The following is a 19,806-nucleotide window of genomic DNA, read 5'->3' as shown; positions in this document are numbered from 1 at the left end:
CCTCCCGTTCCCGAACGGAAGGCGGGCGACGCAGAGTGACGCCCGTGCGATCCGGCTGCTTGATCCTTCGGGACAAGCGCGGCGAGGCCGCGGGGTCCCCTCATCGATACGCCCAGCGGAAGCCCCGGCGCACCCGATCCCGTGCGATGCGCCCCCCCTGCAGGTGGCGCCGGAACAGCCGGTCCAGGGCGAAGGCCGCCTGGTCGTGCTCGGCCGCGCAGCCCCGCGCCCGCTCCTCCGGCAGGTCGCCGCGCTCCACGAGATAGCGGAAGGCGCGCCGGTCCGAGCCGTAGGCGAGGCACAGGAGATTGTAGAGGCGCTGCTGGACGAGGCCGTGGTCGTCGGCGAGCGCCTCCCTGTCGGCCGTCTCCTCCCGGGCGTAGCTTCCCATCAGGAAGGCGCTGCCGTCGATGATCGGCCGGGCCTGGGAAGCCCTCAGGCGCAGCAGCACCAGCGCGGCGAACTGGTCGGCCGCGTCCTCCTCCCGTCCGAGGACGGGCACGTCGAGCAGGTGGAAGAGGGCGTGCCCGGTCTCGTGCAGGAAGACCTGCGCGATCGGGCCGACGATGGCCTCGTGGCGGGTCACGCCCGTCGGCGACGTCTCCTGCGGCGCCCGGGCGTGCATGTCCTGGATGTACTCGTAGCAGACCGTCACGGAGCGGGTCTCGGGCGCGTACCACGCATTGGCCTCGCTCCCGCATTCGGACAGGCGAAGGGTGAGAGGCCGCGGCAGGCGAACGACGCTGAGGATGTCGCGCAGGCCCTCCAGGACCCGCCGCCCCTTCATGTCGCGGTAGATCTCCTGCATCGCCGCAGCCCGCGGAACGACATAGTCGATGCGGACGCGGCTGGCGGCGGCGGTCGACGGGGCCGCCCCCGCGGGGAGGGCCAGGGCGAGCCCGATCAGAAGCGCCCGGATCATGGTCGGGCCTCCGATGCCTCATCCGAGATCCGGCGGATCCCTCGGAGCGGCGGAGTTCGTCTCGCTCACGGACCGCCCTCCGGTCGCCGGGACAGGTCCGCGGGACGGTTGGCCTTGCGCCAAGCGCTCGGCGTCGTGCCGGACCACCGCCGGAAGGCGTGGGTGAAGGCCGCGGGCTCGGAGAAATCCAGGACCGCCGAGATCTGCGCCAAGCCCATCGTCGTGTCGGTGAGGAGTTGCTTGGCCACCTGGAACTGCACCTCGTTGGCGAGCCGCCGGAAGCTCGTGCCCTCGGCGCGCAGCCGCCGGCTCAGGGTGCGCCGGTGCAGGAACTTCAGGCGCGCCACCCGCTCCGCGCGGCAGCGCCGGCGGGTCACCGCCGTCCGGAGATACTGGCGCAGGTCGTCCGCCAGGGTGTGGGGCTGGGCCGCCTCGAGGCACCGGACCTGATCCTCCACCCGCCGGCGGATGGCAGGGTCCGCCCCTGCGATGGGCAGCGCTAGGACGGGGGCGGGAAAGACCAGGGCGGCCATTTCCTGGTCGAACCGGACCGGCGCGCAGAAGAAGTCCTGGTACGGGCCCGTGTCGGGGGGGACCGAGCGCGGCAGAAGCACCTCCAGCGGGACCCAGTCGGATCCGCACAGGGCGCGCAGGATATTGGTCGTCACCGCCAGCGCCCGCTCCGATTGGAGGGCGGCGCCCTCGGAGACCGGCTCGTGCGGCGCGTAGCTGAGGACCGCCAGTTCCGCCTCGATGCCGAGCCCGACCACGGCGCCTCGGTCCTGCACGCCGATATGCGCCTCGAGCGCCCGCAGGGCATCCCCGACCGTCGCGCAATGGCGCATCAGCAGCCCGACCAGACCGAGCGACCCCAGGTCGGCGTGCTGCCCGACGAGGAGGCCGAGATGGGGGCAGCGCGTCCGTTCGGCCGCCAGGGCGAACAGGCGCCCGAGCGCGACGAAGGGGACGCTCAGGCTGCGGCCGTCGAAGATCCGCGGATCGAGCTCCGCCGCGCGGACGAGGCCCTCGGGATCCGCGTCGCGTTCGATCAGCACCGTGCGGAGGCCCTGCGCCACCCTGACATCCGTGAAGCCGAAGGGACAGGCAGCATCCCGGGCGGCAGCCTCGAATGAACCGGGATGAAGGGGGCACATTTCGGTACGCGGCCCGACAGAAGAGGTCATGGCGCCCTCCGGCATGTGCTTGTCGAATTGGCGTATTTGACCAGTATTATTTAAGCTGAACAAGAGAATGTCTTGATCGTACCGGCTCTATTCGATAAGTATTATTTGATACTATAAAAAATCACCTTCCGGAACAGATCCGCAGCCCTGCCCGCCGGCCGGACACCTCGCCTCGCGCCGAGCGCCTCCGGCAGAGCCGGCCGGGCGGCGATCGGAACCGGCCGGGCGGCAGGGCCTTTCCCGGAGGAGGAGCGTGCGGCGATGCGGCCGGCCCCGGGCCGATCGGGGCCGTCACGCGAACGGGAGAGCGAGAGCATGGAGCAGGATACCCCGGCCGCCGATCGCGTCGCCCGGACGATCGCCGAGAACGTCTACGCGGCCTACACCCGGCAGATTTCGGGCGCGACCCACCCGCAGACCGAGCAGACGATCCTGGCGCGCCTCGTGGAGGCGATCCGCCCGCGGGTGGACGCCGCCGCACCCGGCGAGATCGTCGCGGCGGCCAACGGCGTGCTCGATGCCTGGGAGCGGCAGGATCCGCGGATCCGCGGCCCGCGCGTGAACAGCGTCGACCCGATCGGGGGAGGGGTCGGACTTCGACCGGCCTGAGGTGTTTCGGGCGCGAAGGGAGACCCGCGACTTCCGTGGCCGGGCCGAATCGGCGATAGCCCCCGCATGCGAACGGCAGTTCTCGGCATCCTCGTCGTCCTATCCCTCCCGGTGCCCGCGACGCGGGCCGACGAGACGACGGCCGGGCCCGCCCCGAACCTCGACGGCCTCAGGCACGCATGGCACCGCTGCGTGCGCAACGCCTTCTCCGGCCAGCCCGAGAGCCTCGGCAAGCTCGCCGCGGAGAGGGAGGCGCTCGCGGCCTGCAAGGCCGGCGAGGACCGCTACGTCGCCGCGCTCCTCGCCGCCCGCGCGGCCGAGGAGGAGGCGGCCCGGCGCGAGGGCCGGACCCTGGTCTCCCGGGCGCGGGCATGGGCCGCCTCGATCGCCGCCTACGTCATCGATCCGGTCTCGTCCTGGCTCGCGGCCCCGACCCGCTAGATCCTCCCCTTCCGGGGCGCCGGCCTCACTCGGCGGCGAGCCGCAGCGCCTCGACCGCCGTCCGCTGGCCGCGGGAGGCATGGCCGGGCAGGAACACGCTGAAGGTCGTGCCCGAGCCCGGCCGCGAGGTCAGGTCGATGCGCCCTCCGAGGGCGCGCACGAGCGCCTTCACGTGGGCGAGCCCGATGCCCTCGCCCGGCTGGTCCTGGGGGCCGGCGCGGCGGAACAGCTCGAAGACGCGGGAATGATCCTGCTCCGCGATGCCCCGCCCGTTATCCGCCACGTCGAACCGGGCATAGCCGCTCGCGACGACCCGGCCGGTCACCGCGATGCGGCCGGGCCGGGCGGGGTCGAGATACTTCACGGCGTTGTCGATGAGGTTGCCGAAGATCTGCTCGACCGCGAGCCGGTCGGCCGTGATGCCGGGCAGGTCCGGCGCCACCGTGACGCTCGCTCCCCGGGTCTCGGCCTGATGGCGCTGGGCATCGCGCAGGCCCCGCACCAGGGCCGCCATGTCGAGGGGCTCGGGCACGAAGGTGCGGCGCCCCTCCCGCGACAGCTTGAGGATCGCCGCGATCAGGCTCTCCATCCGCGTGACGGCCGCCTGGATGAAGCCGAGCGCCTCACCGAGATCGGCGTCGATCCGCTCCGCCTCCGGGTGGCCGGCGAGCGCGGCGCGCACCTCGCCGCGCGTGGCCGCGATCTCGCTCGTGAAGCCCATCACGTTGACGAGCGGCGCCCGGAGGTCGTGGCTGACGATGTAGGCGTAGCGCTGGATCTCCTCGTTCGACTCGCGCAGCTCCGCTTCCGCCTCCCGCTGCTCCGTGATGTCGGTGTGCACGCCGACCCATTCGCGGATCGAGCCCGTCCCGTCGAAGACCGGCACGCCCCGGATCGCGAAATGGCGCCAGCTGCCGTCGACCGAGCGGAGGCGGTGCTCGAAGACGAAGGTGCGGCGCTTGGCGACCGTCTCGTTCCAGGCGTCGATGCTGGGCTGGGCGTCGTCCGGATGCACGGCATCCGCCCAGCCGTAGCCCTGGTACTCGGCCCGGCTCTGCCCCGTGATCGCCGCCCAGCCCGGCTGCTCGCCGACCATCCGCCCCTCGGCGTCGTTCGTCCAGAGCACGCCGCGCACCGCCTGCACCGCGGCGCGGAAGCGCTCCTCGCTCATGCGCAATTCGGCCTGGACGCGCTGCTGGTCGAGCGAGGAGGCGAGCATGGCCAGGAACAGGATCAGGAAGGTGGCGCCCGCCACGGCGAGGGCGAGGTTCTGCTGATCCGCCCCGAGGCTCGCGGCGTGGGCGGCGTGGGCGCCCGATCCTTGCGCGGTGATCGTGGCGGCGGCCATGCCGGTATAGTGCATGCCCGCCACCGCCACGCCCATCACGCAGGCGGCGGCGAGCTTCTGCCAGACGCTGTTGTGGCGGAAGGTGAGCCAGAGCGCGGCGGTGGCCGCGGTCACCGCGATGGCGACCGACACGGCGACGACGGGCGGGCTGTAGGCGAGGCTGCCGGGCATGCGCATCGCCGCCATGCCGGTATAGTGCATCGCCGCCACGCCGAGGCCCATCAGCGGCCCGCTGACGAGCACCGCCCGGATTCCGGCCGCCGGGCGGCTGACGACGGTGAAGGCCGCTCCCGTGACGCCGACGGCGATGAGCAGGGACAGGACCGTCAGGCCGAGGTCATAGGCGGCGGGCAGGCCCATCTCGAAGGCGAGCATGCCGACGAAGTGCATCGACCAGATGCCGCCGCCCATCGCCACCGCCGCCCCCGCGACCCAGGCCCAGCGCGGGCCCGCCGCGCCGTCGCGCAGCCGCGCACCGAGATCGAGGGCGGTGTAGGAGGCGAACACCGCAATCGCGATCGACAGGGCGACGAGCGCCGGGTTGTAGCCGGTATGGACCATCGGGGAGCGCCGGGCAGGAAGCCGCGGCAGGCCGCGGAGGAGGCCGCACGCTAGCCCGGCCGCGCCAGGAGCGCCACCGCCGGGCGGCGACAGCGGCGCGCCGAAATCCGCCTCGCCCAAGCCCCGCCTCAGCCCTCCTCCAACGCGTCGGCGCGAGCCCGGCGGCGCAGCCGGTTCCGGAAGCCCGGTCCGGCTCCCGCGATCGGGCAGGGGCTCGCGCGGGCAAGCGTCGCAGGCGGGAGGTGTCGCAGGCGGGAGGTGTCGCAGGCGGGAGGTGTCGCAGGCGGGAGGTGTCGCAGGCGGGAGCTTGGGCGGACCTGCCCGCGTTCCCCGGAACGAGAACCATCTCACGAGGTCACCGAGCATGTTGAGAAACCCCCGCGCCGGCCTGGCCGCGCTCCTCCTGGGCGGCCCGCTGGCCGGCGCGATCCCGCCCGCCTCGGCCCAGGCACAGACGCCGACCACGGGGCAGGCCCAGCTCACGAAGGTCGCCAGCTTCGAGCATCAGGTCACCGGCGTGACCGTGTCGCGGGACGGACGGATCTTCGTCAACTTCCCCCGCTGGAGCGAGGACGCGCCCGTCTCGGTCGCCGAGTTGAAGGACGGCAAGCCGGTGCCCTATCCGGACGAGGCCTGGAATTCCTGGCGCAACGCCAAGGCCGACGAGGTGTCGCCCAAGGACCATTTCGTCTGCGTGCAGAGCGTCGTGGCCGACGGGCAGGACCGGCTCTGGGTGGTCGACGCCGCCGCCCCCGCGATGGCGCACGTCGTCAAGGACGGGCCGAAGCTCGTCGGCATCGACCTCAAGACCAACCGCGTCGTCAAGACGATCCCCTTCGGCACCGACACGGTGATGCAGGCCTCCTACATCAACGACGTGCGGATCTCGCCGGACGGCAAGACCGCCTACCTGACCGATTCCGGGGCCGAGGGCGCGCTCATCGTGGTCGATATCGACAGCGGCAAGGCCAAGCGCGTGCTCTCCGGCCATCCCTCGACGATGCCGGACAAGAGCGTGACCGTGACCTACGACGGCAAGCCGCTGCGCCGGCCCGACGGGCGCGGCGTCGAGTTCTCGGCCGATGGCATCGCCCTCTCGCCGGACGGCGGGACGCTGTACTGGCAGGCGATCAAGGGCAAGACGCTCTACAGCCTGCCGACCGACGCGCTCACCGGCTGGGCCACGGCTTCGGTCGTGCCCGAGATGCTCACCGACAGGACGCTCGGCTCCAAGATCGTCACGGTCGGCGAGAACGGAGTGGCGGACGGCCTGCTGATCTCCCGGCACGACGGGCGCATGTACGTGACCTCGCCGCAGGACAACGCGGTGAAGGTGCGCGACCTGTCGGGCAAGGGCACGGGCCTGACGACGCTCGTGCAGGACCCGCAGCTTCGCTGGCCCGACACGTTCTCCGAAGGACCGGACGGCACGATCTACGTCACGACCTCGCACATCCAGGATTCGGCGGACTACAAGCCCGGCGCGCCGGTCAGCCTGCCGACGGAGCTCTGGAGCCTCAAGCCCGGGACAACGGAGGCGACGGGCTCGACCCGGCCCGGCAGCGCCCGCTGAGGCCTCTCCCGCCCGGCCCCGCCAAGGGGCTGCGGCCGGGCTAAATCTCCCGTATGCCTCGCCGGCTCTCTCCCGCCCGGGAGAGGGCTCCTGCTCCGCGAGGAGCGGGCCGGAAGCCACCGATACCCTGTGGGCACGTCACGGTCGGATGGAACGCCTCGATACCCCGGACCCCCGGTCCGTCTTCTCCTCCCTCGCCTATTTCCGCCTCCTCGAAGCCTGCGGGCTGACCGGGAGCTGGTGCTGGACTTTCGCCTCCGGCGAGCAGAGCTGGTCGCCGGGCCTCTTCGCCCTGCTCGGGCTGGAGGCGAGCGCCGTGCGCCCGAGCTACGGCGCCCTGCGGGCGCTGGCCCACCCGGCCGACCGCGAGGTCCTCGAGACGGAGGTCGAGGTGCTCGGCGCGGGCCTCCTCAGGGCCCACACGGTTCGGATCGTCCGGCCCGACGGGTCCGTGCGTACCCTTGAGAGCCGGGGCGAGATCTTCCTCGACGCCGAGGGGCGCCCGGCCGCGGCGTCGGGCTTCATCCTCGACGTGACGGACCGGGAGGCCCTGGCGGACGCCCGCCGGGCGGAGCAGCGCCGCCGCTGGGCCCTGTTTCGGGAGACCCAATCCTGGACCCATGCCTCGCTCTACGCACAGGCGCAGCGCGTCGGCTCGCGCGAGCTCCTCAGCCTGACCGGCGTCACGCAACAGGCGTTCCGTGACGATTGCACCTGCGTCGTCGCGGCGGAGGACCGCTCCCGCACCCGTGAGCATGTCGGCTCGCTGATGCGGGCGGGCCGGCCCTTCGAGGCATTCAAGCGCCTCGTCCTCGCGGACGGGGCGTCCGGCTCGTTCCGGTTCGTCTACGTCCCCGTCCGCGATGCGTCCGGCCGCATCGAGAGCTGGGCCACCCTGGCCTCGCGGGTCGGCGGCATCCCGTCGGCCCCGGTCGACGGCTTCCTGAGGGACGAGCTCGAATCCGCGCTCGGGGGCAAGCACCTGCGTGCCGCGCGCAAGATGCTGGGCTGGTCGATGATGGATTGCTCCCTGGCGAGCGGGCTGTCCTTCGCGACCATCCGCAAGCTCGAGGGCGAGACCGAGGCGTCGGCGTCCTCGGCCCGGCGCCGCGTGGTCGCGGCCCTGCGGCGCGGGGGCATCGGCTTCTCCCTCGTCGACGGAAGCGGCATCGCCATCGCCCGGACCTGACGGGCCTTCCGCCGGCGCGCCGCGCACGGCGCCTCGTCACCACCGGAATCGCGCCGGCGGGCCCGGCGCGGGTTGCCAAGCTTGACCATATAGGCCAAGATCTACGTAAGTAGTGCCTACGATTCCCCTCGCATCCGGGAGAGACGATGCTGGTCAACCACGAGCGACGCCTCCTCAGAAAGGCTGCAGAGGCGGCCGACCGTCAGATCACCATCAAGCAAAGACCGGACAGAACTTGGCCGGGCGACCACAGCAGGCTCGTAGCCCTCGAGAGCCGCGGCGCTCTTCGCTCGCTCCGCCCGCTCCCGGACAGGGGATTCAGCGACACCTTCGCCACCTGGCAGATCACCGAGCGCGGCCTCAGCGCGCTCGCGCGCCTGTCGGGACGGGACGCCTGATGGCCTCGATCAAGGTTCGTGCGGTCGCCGACGGAAGCTTCGCCGTCTACCAGAACGGCACCGCGCTCTGCTCCGGGCTCACCCGCGCGCAGGCCGAACGGCTCGCGGCCGTGCTGAGATGGGTCGAGCCGGTTCTGTGATGCGCGCCAGCGGGGTGATCGCCCTCCCGTGACCGACCCGGCGGGGCGCGGCGGAAGACTTGCAACTTCACGTTAACCCAGGTGATGGTGCGCCACCACCGGTCTGCGAAACACTGATTCGTGTTCGCACGCGCGTGGAGCTTGCGCCGATGCCGACAGTGCCACCCCCGGGATCGCCCCCCTGCGCCTTCATGCGGGAACTCCTGTCGATGCTGCGGGAGGGCGAGGGCGCGGACGCGCTGTTCCTCCGGCTGCTCATGCTGGAATTGCGGGCGCTCACCTGCGGCGCGTCGGACGACACCCTGCAGGCCATCGTGACCGCGCGCACGGCGATCGGCTTCGCGACCCTCGGCGGCCTGCCCGGGATCGCCCGCCCCGCCTGACCCCCGCTCCCAGGGATCCGTCCGGTTCCTGACCCGGCCGGCCCCGGCGCCGCCCGCAGCCCCCTGTCAACGGACCGGCGTCTCGGACCTTGGTCGGAACGACCTCGGACGAACGGCCGTATCGACCCGCGCCGCCCCGATGCGAGTGGTGGTCCGCACCGGCCCGCCGGCGACAGGTTCCGAACCGTCTCCGCGGGCCCCGACAGCGGAAGAGGGGAGAGAACCATGGGCCTCGATGATCTCGTCGGCGCGGACGACAGCCTGATCTATGCCCTGTACGACGGCCTGCTCGGGCGGGCGCCCGACGCGCCGGGCCTCGCGTCCTGGATGGGCCACGTCAGCGGCCTCGACTCGCTCCACGACGTGGTGGAGAAATTCCTGAAGTCCGGCGAGGGCAAGGGCCGGCACGACGGCCTCGACGACCGCGGCTTCGTGAACAAGCTCTACGAGGACAACCTCCATCGCACGGGCGACGACGGCGGCGTGTCCTACTGGACCGGCCAGTTGAGCCACGGCGCCTCGCGGGAGGACGTGGCCCTCGGCTTCGTCCTCTCGGACGAGCACCTCGCCCATCTTCGGGGGACGTTCGAGGCGGGCGACGTCGCGCGGCTCTATTACGGTCTCCTCAACCGCGCGCCCGACGCCGGCGGCCTGCACCATTTCCGCGACGCGATCGAGCACGGCGCCTCGCTGCACGACGTGGCGCAGACCTTCCTGGGCTCCGCGGAGTACCAGGGCCGTGCGGCGGGCCTGAGCAACGCGGCCTATGTCGAGGACCTGTACGAGCACGCCCTCGGGCGCGGGGCCGATGACGGGGGCTCGCGCTACTGGCAGGGCGAGCTGGAGCACGGCGCCTCGCGCGCCGCGGTGGCGGCGGCGATCACCGATTCCGCCGAGGCCCACCACCACCTCGCCGCGGGCGTCGAGCAGGCCTGGCACATCTGAGCGGGCTCAGGCCCCGGGCTTCCGGAGCCGCCGGCCCGTCGCGACGACGTCAGGCCGGCGGCCTCGGCTGCAGGACGGCGAGGATCGCGTCCCGCAGCTCCGCCCCGCGCGCGCCGGATTCGCCGAGCCGCGTCAGCGCCACCGCGATGCCCGCGGCGACCGAGGTGGCGCGCACGCCCGCGTTCAGGCGGCGGGCGATCAGGTCGATGACCGCGTCGGCGATCTCCTCCACGTCCGCGACCGAGCGATCGTCCATGACAGGCCTCCACGACACGTCTGCCCGGCGGGTCGGCCCGGGACCTTCGCCGGGATGCCGGCGCGGGCGAGGGTAGGGGCGGGGGCGCCGCGCCGGCAAGTCCCGGACGCGACCGGAGCCGCGGCCCCGTGCTATGCTCAAGCTCGCCCCAGCCGCGGCGAACCCTCCCCGAGCGCGCGATGATCCCGCCTCCCTCAGCGCCCCGACCTCCGGGACCGGCCAGCCCGGTGCCGCTCCGGACCGAGACCGGGAGCGAGGCGGGCTTCGCCCTCGTGGCGGTGATCTGGATGATCGGCCTCATCGGGCTGATGATCGCCACCTACATCGCGGCGGCCCGCTACCGGGCGATCGAGGCGCGCGCCACCGCGCAGCTCGCCCGCGCCGAGGCCGGGGCCGAGGGCGCCGTCCACCTCGCGATCCTCGAACTCCTCGCAGACGTCCCCCGAGGGCAGGAGGCCGCCGCCCGGCCGAGACCGCACGGCCCCCGCCTCTGCGCCCTGGAGGACGGCACGACCCTCGCCGTCGCGGTCGCCGACGAGAGCGGCAAGGTCGATCTCAACGCGGGCACGCCCGAACTCGTGGCCGCCCTCGTCCGGGGCGTCGCGCCGGAGGCCGGCCCGGCGACGCTCGGCCTCCTGCGCCTGCGCGAGGCGGCCAAGCGGGAGCCGGGCCGCGGGGCGGCCGAGCCCGCCCCGCCCCTCTTCCGCTCGGTGATGGAGCTGGCGCAGGTGCCCGGCATCGACCGCCCCCTGTTCGAGGCCCTGGTGCCTCTCGTCACGGTGCATACCGGCAGCCCTGGCCTCAACGCCCGGGCCGCCCCGACCGCGACCCTGCTCGCGGTCACCGGAGCGCGGACCCGCGCCGAGGCCGAGCGCTCCGGCACGCCCTTCTTCCTCGCCCAGGCGCCGGGGCGGACCGTCCTGATCCGCGGCGAGGCGGTGACCCGCTCCGGCGCCCGCGCCGCCCGGGAGGCGATCGTCGAGTTCACCCCGGGCCCGCCCGCGGGCTACAGCATCCGGGAATGGCGCGAGGGCGGTCCCTCCGGTGCCCTCGTCCCGGCCGCCGGCGGGCAGGTCCCGTGCTGAGCGTCCCGCGGTGAGGGCCCGTCGGTGAGCGGTTCCCGATGAGCCTCGGCCCCGAATCCGGCGCCCTCCTCGTGCTGCTGCTCCTGGCGGGCGCCGCGGCGGCGAGCGACATCCGGGCGATGATCATCCCCGACGCGGTCAACCTGCTGATCCTCGCGACGGGGCTCGGGGCGAGCCTCCTCCTCGGCACGGTCGAGCCGGCCTCGGCGCTCGCCGGGGCGCTCCTCGGCGGCGGGCTGCTCCTCGGGGTGCGGACGGCGTTCCGGTCCCGGCGGGGCTATCACGGGCTGGGCCTCGGGGACGTGAAGTTCGTCGCCGCCGCCGGGACCTGGACCGGCCTCGAGGGGCTCGCGCCGATGCTCCTCCTCGCGAGCCTGACGGCCCTCGCCTACATGGGCGGCCGGCGCCTCCTCGATCCCGGCTTCGACACGGGCCGCCGCATCCCGTTCGGGCCCTTCCTCGCCCTCGGCACGGCGGGGATCGCCGTCCTGCAGATCGGCACCGGGACGAGCGTCCTCGACCTGATCGACCGGGCGCTCGGCGCCTGAGGGGGCTCACGAGCCGGGAACCCGGAAGGACAGGTCGAGGGGCTCGACGCGGCCGCCGAGATCGATCTCCGCCCGGAGCCGGACGAGCTGCGGCAGGCGGGTCGCGTCGGTCCAGGCATCGTGCCAGGCGGCCGGCCGCCCCTCCCCGAGCGCACCGAAATAGCCGAAGCGGGCCCCGGCGACGCGGGCGATCAGGGTCTGGCGCGCCACCTGGTCGGGCAGGAGCGAGGCCCCGACGGGCAGGGGCGCCACGTCGAACAGGATCGAGCCCGTCGGGGCGCCCCGGTCGCGTCCGTTGAAGCCGACCGTCACGGCGAGAAGCCCCGCCGGCTGCACGTCGCCCCGGCTCGCCGTGACGAAGGTGAGGCGGTCGGGCCGCCCCTCGAACAGGACCGGTCCCGGACCCGCCGGCGTCGCCGGGCGGATCGGGGCGGCGGCGGCGAGCCAGCCCCCGAGCGCGCCCCCGCCCGCCACCGTCTGGGCGAGGACGTCCCGCCCGTGACCGGCCTGCGAGAGCCGCCGGGCGAAGCCGAACATGCCGGCCGAGAGCCCGAGGGTGAGGGCGAGGAGGAGGAGCGCGACGAGCGCCTCCGCGATCACGAATCCGGACATGCGCGCGTTGATCGCGATCATCGCCGCCCCGCCCGGTCGAGCACGAAGGAATGCAGGGTCAGCGAGCGCCCGCCGCGCTCCGGCGGCTCGGCCACGCTCACCGCCACGCGGTAGCCGGCGGCCGCGCTCCCCGGCCCGAGGGGGACGAGGGCGTGGCGGGCGATGTCGGCGCGCCAGAGATAGCCGTTCGGCAGCACGCCCCCCGTCGCCCCCGGGCGCAAGGGGTAGTCGACGCCCGCGGCCGCGAGCCGGCCCTTGGCCAGGGCGCTCCCGAGGGTCAGGAAGGCGGCCTGGTGGTCGCCGCGCATCGCGACCGCGAGGGCGGCCAGGATCGCGGCGAGGAACAGCGTCAGGATCGTGAAGGCCGCCAGGAATTCCAGCAGGGCGAAGCCGCCCTGCGCCGCCCGGCCCGCGTCAGCGCCCGGCGGCATGGGCTGAGAGACCCTGCTGCGCGAGAACCTGCCCCGTCGCCCAGACGACATCGAGCCGCCCCTCGGATCCGCCGAGGCGCAGGCGGATCCGGCCGCCCGTCGAGCGCCCGCTCGGGAAGAAGCGGATGCGGCCGGCCGCGCCCGCCCGCTCGCCCGGATCGGGCAGGTCGAGGCTCACCTCGGTGCGGGGGTCGATCGCGACGGACGGCACCGCCGGGGAGGCGAAGCGGCGGTGCTCCGCGTCGAGGACGAGGGCGAGGGGCTCGTTGCGCATCATCGCGGCCGCCCGCGTGATCCGGAGCGCCGCGGCGAGCCGGCCGAGATCGGCCCGCAGCTGCAATTCGGCCGGCGGGCGCCGCAGCAGGGGCGCGGCGAGGAGGACGACCCCCGACAGGATCGCGACGGCCACGAGGATCTCGACGAGGCTGAAGCCCGCCTCGCGCGTCCGGCCGTGGCGCGGGCCCGTCATTGCAGGGCGAGGTCGTTGATCGAGAGGATCGCGCTCATCACCGAGAGGATGATCGCCGCGATCATGCCGGAGACGAGCACGGTGACGGCCGGCGTCAGGATGGCGAGCAGGCGGTCGGTCCGGGCCTGGTCCTGCCGCTCCAGGATGAGGGCCGCGCGCAGGAGCATGTCGCGCAGGCGCCCGCTCTCCTCGCCGACCGTGATCATGTGGCGGGCGGCGAGGGGCAGGGCGCCCGCCCGCTCCATCGCCGCGCCGATCGTCGCGCCGGCCCGCACGTCGGCGATGCTCGCCTCGAGCCGGGCGCGGGTGACGCTGTTGCGCACCAGGGTGCAGGCGGTCTGCAGGGCCTGGAGGGGAGCGACCCCGGCCTTGATCAGGGTCGCGAAGGTGCGGGTGAAGCGGGCGGCCTCGCGCGTCTCCGCGATCGGCCCGGTGACGGGCAGGGCGAGGCGCAGGCGGTCGAGCCACCGCCGGATGGCGGGGCTGCGCCGGCCGAGGATGAGGGCGAGGCCGAGGGCGCCGAGGAGGCCGGCGGCAAGGGCGAGGATCGTCCCGGAATGCGCGCGCAGGGCGTCGAGGGCCGCCAGGATCGCGGGCAACTCCATGCCGCTCTCGTGGAAGATCGGCGTCACCGCGGGCACCAGGAGGCCGAGCACGATCCAGAGGGAGACGGCGGCGAGCCCGACGAGGAGCGAGGGGTAGGCCAGCGCCGAGCGGACCCGCGCGCGGATCTCGACGCGGCGGTCGAGGAGGTCGGCGAGGTCCTGCATGGCGGCGCCGAGATCGGCGCTGACGTCGCCGGCCTGGACGATCCGCACGCAATCGGGCCGGAACGCCTCGGGCATCCCCTCCATCACCTCGCCGAGGGAGGCGCCGCGCAGGATGCCCTCGCGCATCCGCAGGGCGAGGTCGGCCATGCGCCGGTCCTCGGCGGTGGCCGAGGCGATGCGCAGGGCCGCGTCGAGGGGCACGTCCGCCTGGAGCAGCACGGCGAGGTCGCGGGCGAGGCGGGCGAGCGCCGCGTCGGCGGCCCTGGCGCCGGGCATCTCCAGCCGGACCTCCTTGAAGAGGAGGTCGAGGGGGCGCGCCGCGCGCAGGGCGAAGGGGGTCGGCCCGCTCGCGCGCACCAAGGCGCGGGCCTCCTCCGCGCTGGCGGCCTCGATCTCCCCGACCAGGAGGTTGCCCGCCCCGTCGAAGGCCTCGTAGCGGAACTTCATGCCGGCGGCGCCTCGATCCCGCTCGTGACGCGCAGCACCTCCTCGACCGCGGTCAGGCCCTGCCAGGCCTTGACGATCCCGTCCTCGTAGAGGGAGCGCACGCCGCCGGCCCGGGCGAGCGCCTCGATCTCGGTGCCGGAGGCGCGCCGCAGGACGGCGTCGCGCAGGCGGGAATCCACCGGCATCAGCTCGGCGATCGAGAGCTGGCCCGCATATCCGCTGCCCTGGCAGGCCTCGCAGCCGACGGGGCGGCGCAGGTCCGGGGCGCCCGCGCCCCGGAGCGCGGGCACCCGGTCCGGCAGGTGGGCGGCGAGCACCGGGGCGTCCGGGTGGGGCGCGGCGCAGGCCGGGCAGAGCCGCCGCACGAGCCGCTGGGCGACGATGCCGCGCACGGTCGAGCCGAGCAGGAAATGCTCGATGCCCATGTCGATCAGGCGGGTGATGGTCTCGGCGGCGCTGTTGGTGTGGAGCGTCGAGAAGACGAGGTGGCCCGTGAGCGAGGCCTGCACGGCGATGCGCGCCGTCTCCTCGTCGCGGATCTCGCCGATCATGATCATGTCGGGGTGGTGGCGCAGGATCGAGCGCAGGATCGCCGGGAAGTCGAGGCCGATACCCTCCTGGGTCTGGACCTGGCTGATGCCGGAGAGCTGGTACTCGATCGGGTCCTCGACGGTGAAGATCTTGGCGGTCGGGCGGTTCACCTGCCGCAGCATCGTGTAGAGCGTGGTGGTCTTGCCGCTGCCGGTCGGGCCGGTGACAAGGATGATCCCGTTCGGCTGGGCGGCGAGCTGGGTCAGGGTCTCGATCTGGCCCCTCTCGAAGCCGAGGCTCGCGAAGTCGAGGGTGACGCGGCTGCGGTCGAGGACGCGCATCGTCACGGCCTCGCCGTCGATCGTCGGGATCGTCGCGACGCGGAAATCGACCTCGTGGCCCCGGACCGGGATCTTGATGCGCCCGTCCTGGGGCAGGCGGCGCTCGGCGATGTCGAGACGGGCGAGGATCTTCACGCGGGAGGCGACGGCCGCCGAGAGCCGGGCGGGCGCCTCCTCGACGACCCGCAGCACGCCGTCGACCCGGTAGCGCACCCGCAGGGAGGCGGTGGTCGGCTCAATGTAGATGTCGGAGGCGCCGGCCTCGACGCCGCCCGCGATGATCTGGTCGAGGAGGCGGATGACGGGCGCCTCGCTGGCGCTGTCGCGCAGGCGCTGCAGGTCGGTGTCGCTGTGGTCGGCCTCCAGCCCCGTTCCGGCCGCCCCGGCCGCGCTCCGATCGGCGTAGAGTTGGGCGGCGAGGCGCTCGAAATCGGCCGGCGCGATGATCTCGACGCGCACGGGCTCCTCGACGACGAGGCCGACCGATTCCAGCGGCATCCGGTCGAACGGGTCGACCACGGCGAGCGTCAGCACGCCGCCCTCCAGGCGCACCGGCAGGACCCGGTTCTCGGTGACGAAGCGGGCCGGCAGCGCGTCGGGCAGCAGGCGCTCGGGCGCGCCCTCGCCGGGCACGTGGAGCGGCAGGCCGAGGAAGCGCGACAGGCCCGCGGCGAGCGCCGGCTCCGAGAGGATGCCGAGCTTCGTCAGCACCGCGTCGAAGCGGTCGCCCGAGAGGGTGGCGGCGCGGCGCGCCCGCTCGACGGCGGCCCGGTCGAGGAGCCCCTCCTCCGCGAGGAAGGCGCCGAAGCGCTCCGCGAAGGCCGGGGAGGCGGGATCGAGGCCGCGGAGCGAGGACCGAACCTGTTCCATCCCGGCCGCCCCGCTCACTCGATGCTGCGCTTGACGTTCGTCATCAGGCGCTGGACCGGGTCGCGGGTCGGCATGACGCTGCGGACGCGGTTGCGGTACTCGTCGGTGACCGCCGCCGCCTCGTTGAGGTCGCGCACGACGCGGGGCGTCAGCATGATGATCAGCTCGGTCTTCTCGACGAGGTTCTGCTTCTCCTTGAAGGCGTTGCCGATGATCGGCAGGTCGCCGAGCACGGGCACCCGCGTCTCCCCGATCGTGGTCCGGTCCTGGATCAGGCCGCCCAGCGTGATGCTCTCGCCGTTGTTGACGACGACCGTGGTGCGCACCTTGCGCCGCCCGAAGGAGGGCGAGTCGATGTTCGAGGAGGTGGTGCGCTGGACCGTCGAGACCTCCTGCTCGATGTCGAGGAGCACGCGGCCGGACTCGCTCACCCGCGGCGTCACGGAGAGGATCACGCCGGTGTCCTTGTAGGCGATCGAGTTCACCACCGGCGCGCCGGGGGTCAGGATGCTCTGGGCCGACTGGGTCTGGATCGGCACCTGGTCGCCGATCTGCAGGACGGCGGTGCGCCGGTCGAGGACCATCAGGCTCGGGGAGGCGAGGACGTCGACGCGGGTGACGTCGTTCAGCGCGTTCAGCGTCACCTGCCCCCCCGCCGCCCGGGCCACGAAGGAGAAGCCGGGGAAGGCCGAGCCGACCGCCCCGCTCACGAGGTCCGAGAAGGTGCCCGAGCGCGAGCCGTTGCGGTTCTGGAAGAACCAGCGCACGCCGAGACGCAGGTCGTCGTTGAGCTGGACCTCGGCGATGGTCGCCTCGATCAGCACTTGGTTCGGCAGCACGTCGAGATTGGCCAGCACCCGCTCGACCCGCCGGTAATCGCTCTCGGCGGCGAGGATCAGGAGGGCGTTCTGGGACGGGTCGGCGACGATCTTGATGCGGGGCTCGCCGTTGTCGCCCGCGCCGATCCCGGCCGAGCGGTAGCTCCCGTTCTCGTCGACCCGGGGGAGGGGCCCGTCGAGGAAGCGCTCGGAGCCGGACAGGCCCGTGCCCCCCGCCCCGAAGCCGCCGCCGACCGCGATGCCGCCACCGCCGAAGCCGCCGCCACCCAGGCCGCCCCCGCCGAACTGGCTCCCCCCGCCCACCGAGAAGCCGCCCGGCCCGGCATCGCCGCCGAACCCGTTGCCGTTGCCGTTGCCGAGGGGCGCCCCGTTGCCCGGCCCGTCGCCGAGCCCCGTGCGGGCGGAGCGGGCGGAGCGGACCTCGCGGGCGGCCGTCTCGTCCGAGAACATCGCGTTCAGGACGTCGACCACGTCCTTCGCCTGCCGGTTGCGCAGGACGTAGGTGAAGAATTCCTTGCGGCGCCCCCCGGCGACGCCGTCGAGATTGCGGATCCAGGACTTGGCCGTGAGCAGGTACTCGGGCTGCTTCGAGATCACGAGCACGGATTTCAGGCGCTTGTTCGGGATGAACTGCACCATCCCGCTCATGGCGCCCTCGCCGTTCGTCGCGAAGGCCTTGCTCAGGTTCTCGACGACCTCCTCCGGGTCGAGGGAGCGCACCGGCACGAGGGCGAAGGACATGCCCTTCATGTAGTTCACGTCGAAGACGGACGCGGCCTCCCGCATCGCGGCGATCTCCTGGTCGGTGCCGGAGAGGAGCAGCGCGTTGCGCGAGGGATCGATCCGGACGACGCCGCCGTAGGAGGCGATCGGCTCCAGGAGCCGCTTCATCTCGGCGGCCGCGACGTAGCGGAGCGGCAGGACCTTCACGGCATTGCCGACGCCGGAGGGCCCGCCGCGGTCGGCCATCCCGATCCGGCCGCCCGCCGTCGCCTGCTCCGCCGGCACCACGCGCACGACGTTGCCGCTGCGGGCGAGGGCGCCGCCGACGTTGCGCAGCGCCGATTCGAACAGCTCCGTCGCGCCCGCCTTCGTGACGGCGTGCGTCGTCTGGAGCGTGAGCTTGCCCTCGAGCTTGGGGTCGATCGTGTAGTTGACGCCCAGGATGTCGCCGAGCACGGCGGCGGCGGCCTCCTGGATGCTCGCGTCGACGAGGTTGAGCGTGTGCGTCCCGGCGGCCGACTCCGCGGGCGGGCGCGCCGGCCGCGGCTCGCCATAGAACTTGCCCGAGCCGATGCCGATGCGGGTCTTGTCGGGGGCGCCGGGCGCGGCCGGATCCGGGGTGCGGGGGCTCGCGCCGAGGCGGCGCTTGCCGTCGTCGGGCAGGGCCGGGGCGGGATCGCGCCCGGCCCATTCCGGCATCTCGGCCGCCTGGCGCGGCGCGGCGGCAGCGGGGCGCAGCGAGGCCGCGCCGAGGCCGAGCGCGACCAGAACAGCCGCGCAGGCCCGCGTGACTCGACCAATGTTCCGAAGTCTGATGTGCGGACGGAGGGTCGCAGGCCTCAGTCGACGCGAATTACGGCCCGCCCCGTGTCCCGGCAGAAACATCGCACTGCCCGCCCCCGTTCACCTTCACCTATGCGGGCGTAGGAAGAGGAGCACTTCCTGACCGTCGCAGGACAGGTTCACGTTTTCAGCGGTGACGGTCAATACTTTCCATCCATCGGACGTTGTTTTTCCCTCGCCGATCCACCAGCCGCGATCGCCCTTGTGCCTGCGGAGCAACACTTTGCGACCCGAGGCCGAAATCAGGACACCGCCCATCGTATAGCTCGGTACGGTACGGGACGGAGGCGGCGGGGGCGGGGGTGGCGCCTCGATCGTCTGCGCGGCCAGGACGGGCGCCTTCGGGGCGCGGGCGCGGCTCGGCGAGAACAGGGGCTTCTCGATCAGCATCTCGGCGACGCCCGTCTCGGCGGCGGCGTGCAGGAGGGGCAGGGCCGGCGCGGGGCGGGCGACGCGCGGCTCCGCCTCGGCGCCGGCGGCGGGGCCGACCGGGCCGAGGAGCCCCGCCCAGGCGACCCAGAGCGAGGCGGCGAGCGCGGGCGCGCCGCAGGCCAGGGTCAGGAGCCAGGACCGGCTCGGGGCCGAGACCCCGCGGCGCGGGGCCACCCCCTCCCGCGGAGAGAGCAGTCCGGGCGGAGCCGGGAGGCCGCGGGAGGCGGCGGGTATCAGCTGCGCGACCATCCTGCCACTCCGTAGACCTCGACGCTGACCGAGACCGCGTCCTCGCCGGGCTCCTCCGCACCCGCGGCGGAGAGCTGCGCGCCCGCGGCGGAGAGCTGCGCGTTGCGGATGAACAGGAAGGCCGGGCCCCGCTCCAGGCTCGACAGCAGGGCGGCGGCCCGGTGGTCGCTCGCCTGGAACTCGATCCGCGCGCCCACGACCCGGCGGCCCATCGCCTCCCGCTCCGGCAGGCTCGCCACGGAGGCGAAGGCGACCCCGTGGCTCTCGGCGATCTCGCGCAGGCGCAGGAGCAGGTCGGCCTGCAGCAGGCTCTCGGTCTCGCCCTGCACGAAGCGCTGGGCGAGGTCCTGCAGGGTTGCGGGGTCCTGCTCGGACAGGGCGGCCGCGCGGGCGATGGCCGAGCGCGCCTGCTCCAGGCGCGGCTCCATCCGCGCGATCGCCTCCTGCTGGTCCGAGAGCAGGCCGAGCGCCGGCGACAGGATCAGGCCGCTCACGAGGAGGAGGGCGAGGGCGTTGCAGCCGAGGAAGACGGCGAAGCGGAGGGCGGGGCCGGGTCTCATGGCTGGCGGAGCTCCTCGGGGATACGGGTCTCGCGCAGGGTTGCGCGGATGGAGAAGCGCTCGCGGGCGCGGGCGCGGTCGAACACGATCGGCCCGGCCAGGACCGG

22 protein-coding genes are annotated in these 19,806 nt (G+C 73.6%); 10 read left to right on the top strand and 12 right to left on the bottom strand.

Annotated features, from left to right (window positions below):
* Nucleotides 1-100 precede the first annotated feature (100 nt).
* Together J2X36_RS21330 and J2X36_RS21325 are read right to left on the bottom strand one after the other, a co-directional pair.
* Nucleotides 101-922, bottom strand: coding sequence for a DUF4344 domain-containing metallopeptidase (locus J2X36_RS21330; RefSeq protein ID WP_132254044.1), 822 nt, complete (start codon nucleotides 920-922; stop codon nucleotides 101-103).
* Nucleotides 923-987: 65 nt separating this feature from the next.
* On the bottom strand, nucleotides 988-1,998 hold the full coding sequence (locus J2X36_RS21325) for an AraC family transcriptional regulator (protein ID WP_310353522.1): 1,011 nt from the start codon (nucleotides 1,996-1,998) through the stop codon (nucleotides 988-990).
* A 423-nt stretch (nucleotides 1,999-2,421) separates the two neighbouring features.
* On the opposite strand from J2X36_RS21325, the gene J2X36_RS21320 reads away from it, so the two are divergent.
* Together J2X36_RS21320 and J2X36_RS21315 are read left to right on the top strand one after the other, a co-directional pair.
* Nucleotides 2,422-2,715 carry a hypothetical protein gene (locus J2X36_RS21320; protein WP_132254041.1) on the top strand — a complete coding sequence of 98 codons (294 nt, stop codon included), beginning with the start codon at nucleotides 2,422-2,424 and terminating at the stop codon, nucleotides 2,713-2,715.
* A gap of 66 nt (nucleotides 2,716-2,781) precedes the next feature.
* Entirely contained in the window at nucleotides 2,782-3,156 is a 375-nt protein-coding gene (locus tag J2X36_RS21315; RefSeq protein WP_310353519.1) for a hypothetical protein, read from the top strand.
* Nucleotides 3,157-3,181: 25 nt separating this feature from the next.
* On the opposite strand, the gene J2X36_RS21310 is transcribed toward J2X36_RS21315, so the two are convergent.
* Nucleotides 3,182-5,065, bottom strand: coding sequence for an MHYT domain-containing protein (locus J2X36_RS21310; protein WP_310353516.1), 1,884 nt, complete (start codon nucleotides 5,063-5,065; stop codon nucleotides 3,182-3,184).
* Nucleotides 5,066-5,429: 364 nt separating this feature from the next.
* On the opposite strand from J2X36_RS21310, the gene J2X36_RS21305 reads away from it, so the two are divergent.
* The 6 genes from J2X36_RS21305 (at nucleotide 5,430) to J2X36_RS21280 (ending at nucleotide 9,693) form a co-directional block, all read left to right on the top strand.
* Nucleotides 5,430-6,638: an L-dopachrome tautomerase-related protein gene (locus J2X36_RS21305; protein ID WP_310353513.1), complete on the top strand. Its 1,209-nt coding sequence runs from the start codon at nucleotides 5,430-5,432 to the stop codon at nucleotides 6,636-6,638.
* Nucleotides 6,639-6,786: 148 nt separating this feature from the next.
* A complete protein-coding gene (locus J2X36_RS21300) occupies nucleotides 6,787-7,827 on the top strand; it encodes a PAS domain-containing protein (protein ID WP_310353512.1) in 1,041 nt (346 codons plus the stop codon).
* 146 nt (nucleotides 7,828-7,973) lie between these two features.
* Nucleotides 7,974-8,225 (top strand): hypothetical protein, encoded by a 252-nt coding sequence (locus J2X36_RS21295; RefSeq protein WP_132254030.1) that lies wholly within the window; start codon nucleotides 7,974-7,976, stop codon nucleotides 8,223-8,225.
* Nucleotides 8,225-8,365 carry a hypothetical protein gene (locus J2X36_RS21290; protein WP_165937850.1) on the top strand — a complete coding sequence of 47 codons (141 nt, stop codon included), beginning with the start codon at nucleotides 8,225-8,227 and terminating at the stop codon, nucleotides 8,363-8,365. Before J2X36_RS21295 ends, J2X36_RS21290 begins: the two co-directional genes overlap by 1 nt.
* 149 nt (nucleotides 8,366-8,514) lie before the next feature.
* Nucleotides 8,515-8,748 (top strand): hypothetical protein, encoded by a 234-nt coding sequence (locus J2X36_RS21285; RefSeq protein WP_132254027.1) that lies wholly within the window; start codon nucleotides 8,515-8,517, stop codon nucleotides 8,746-8,748.
* A 225-nt stretch (nucleotides 8,749-8,973) separates the two neighbouring features.
* The gene (locus J2X36_RS21280) at nucleotides 8,974-9,693 is read left to right on the top strand and encodes a DUF4214 domain-containing protein (RefSeq protein WP_132254025.1); all 720 of its coding nucleotides are present in this window, start codon (nucleotides 8,974-8,976) and stop codon (nucleotides 9,691-9,693) included.
* A 49-nt stretch (nucleotides 9,694-9,742) separates the two neighbouring features.
* Here the strand turns inward: J2X36_RS21280 and J2X36_RS21275 are convergent, their stop codons facing one another.
* Entirely contained in the window at nucleotides 9,743-9,949 is a 207-nt protein-coding gene (locus J2X36_RS21275) for a hypothetical protein (RefSeq protein ID WP_132254022.1), read from the bottom strand.
* Nucleotides 9,950-10,176: 227 nt separating this feature from the next.
* Between J2X36_RS21275 and J2X36_RS21270 the strand changes: the two genes are divergently transcribed.
* Together J2X36_RS21270 and J2X36_RS21265 are read left to right on the top strand one after the other, a co-directional pair.
* Complete coding sequence (locus tag J2X36_RS21270; RefSeq protein WP_310353508.1) at nucleotides 10,177-11,034, top strand: type II secretion system protein GspK; 858 nt, start codon at nucleotides 10,177-10,179, stop codon at nucleotides 11,032-11,034.
* A 38-nt stretch (nucleotides 11,035-11,072) separates the two neighbouring features.
* Nucleotides 11,073-11,582: an A24 family peptidase gene (locus J2X36_RS21265; protein WP_310353505.1), complete on the top strand. Its 510-nt coding sequence runs from the start codon at nucleotides 11,073-11,075 to the stop codon at nucleotides 11,580-11,582.
* A 6-nt stretch (nucleotides 11,583-11,588) separates the two neighbouring features.
* Here the strand turns inward: J2X36_RS21265 and J2X36_RS21260 are convergent, their stop codons facing one another.
* The 8 genes from J2X36_RS21260 to gspM all read right to left on the bottom strand — a co-directional run bounded on the left by J2X36_RS21260 (nucleotide 11,589) and on the right by gspM (nucleotide 19,699).
* Nucleotides 11,589-12,215: a hypothetical protein gene (locus J2X36_RS21260; RefSeq protein ID WP_310353503.1), complete on the bottom strand. Its 627-nt coding sequence runs from the start codon at nucleotides 12,213-12,215 to the stop codon at nucleotides 11,589-11,591.
* Nucleotides 12,212-12,625, bottom strand: a complete 414-nt coding sequence (locus tag J2X36_RS21255; RefSeq protein WP_132254014.1) for a hypothetical protein — start codon at nucleotides 12,623-12,625, stop codon at nucleotides 12,212-12,214. The genes J2X36_RS21260 and J2X36_RS21255 overlap by 4 nt, the downstream gene beginning before the upstream one ends.
* Entirely contained in the window at nucleotides 12,609-13,094 is a 486-nt protein-coding gene (locus J2X36_RS21250; protein ID WP_132254012.1) for a GspH/FimT family pseudopilin, read from the bottom strand. The genes J2X36_RS21255 and J2X36_RS21250 overlap by 17 nt, the downstream gene beginning before the upstream one ends.
* Nucleotides 13,091-14,311: a type II secretion system F family protein gene (locus J2X36_RS21245; RefSeq protein ID WP_310353494.1), complete on the bottom strand. Its 1,221-nt coding sequence runs from the start codon at nucleotides 14,309-14,311 to the stop codon at nucleotides 13,091-13,093. Before J2X36_RS21245 ends, J2X36_RS21250 begins: the two co-directional genes overlap by 4 nt.
* Nucleotides 14,308-16,053, bottom strand: a complete 1,746-nt coding sequence (locus tag J2X36_RS21240) for a GspE/PulE family protein (RefSeq protein WP_132254007.1) — start codon at nucleotides 16,051-16,053, stop codon at nucleotides 14,308-14,310. Before J2X36_RS21240 ends, J2X36_RS21245 begins: the two co-directional genes overlap by 4 nt.
* A gap of 14 nt (nucleotides 16,054-16,067) precedes the next feature.
* A complete protein-coding gene (gspD, locus tag J2X36_RS21235; RefSeq protein ID WP_165937849.1) occupies nucleotides 16,068-18,314 on the bottom strand; it encodes a type II secretion system secretin GspD in 2,247 nt (748 codons plus the stop codon).
* A 210-nt stretch (nucleotides 18,315-18,524) separates the two neighbouring features.
* Nucleotides 18,525-19,139 (bottom strand): hypothetical protein, encoded by a 615-nt coding sequence (locus tag J2X36_RS21230; RefSeq protein ID WP_310353490.1) that lies wholly within the window; start codon nucleotides 19,137-19,139, stop codon nucleotides 18,525-18,527.
* The gene (gene gspM, locus J2X36_RS21225; protein WP_310353488.1) at nucleotides 19,124-19,699 is read right to left on the bottom strand and encodes a type II secretion system protein GspM; all 576 of its coding nucleotides are present in this window, start codon (nucleotides 19,697-19,699) and stop codon (nucleotides 19,124-19,126) included. The genes J2X36_RS21230 and gspM overlap by 16 nt, the downstream gene beginning before the upstream one ends.
* Nucleotides 19,700-19,806: the final 107 nt, after the last annotated feature.

Source organism: Methylobacterium sp. BE186, assembly GCF_031457035.1.
Classification (GTDB): Bacteria; Pseudomonadota; Alphaproteobacteria; order Rhizobiales; family Beijerinckiaceae; genus Methylobacterium; species Methylobacterium segetis.
The sequence above is the reverse complement of the archived record's forward strand: the minus strand, read 5'-3'. Positions and strand labels throughout refer to the sequence as shown.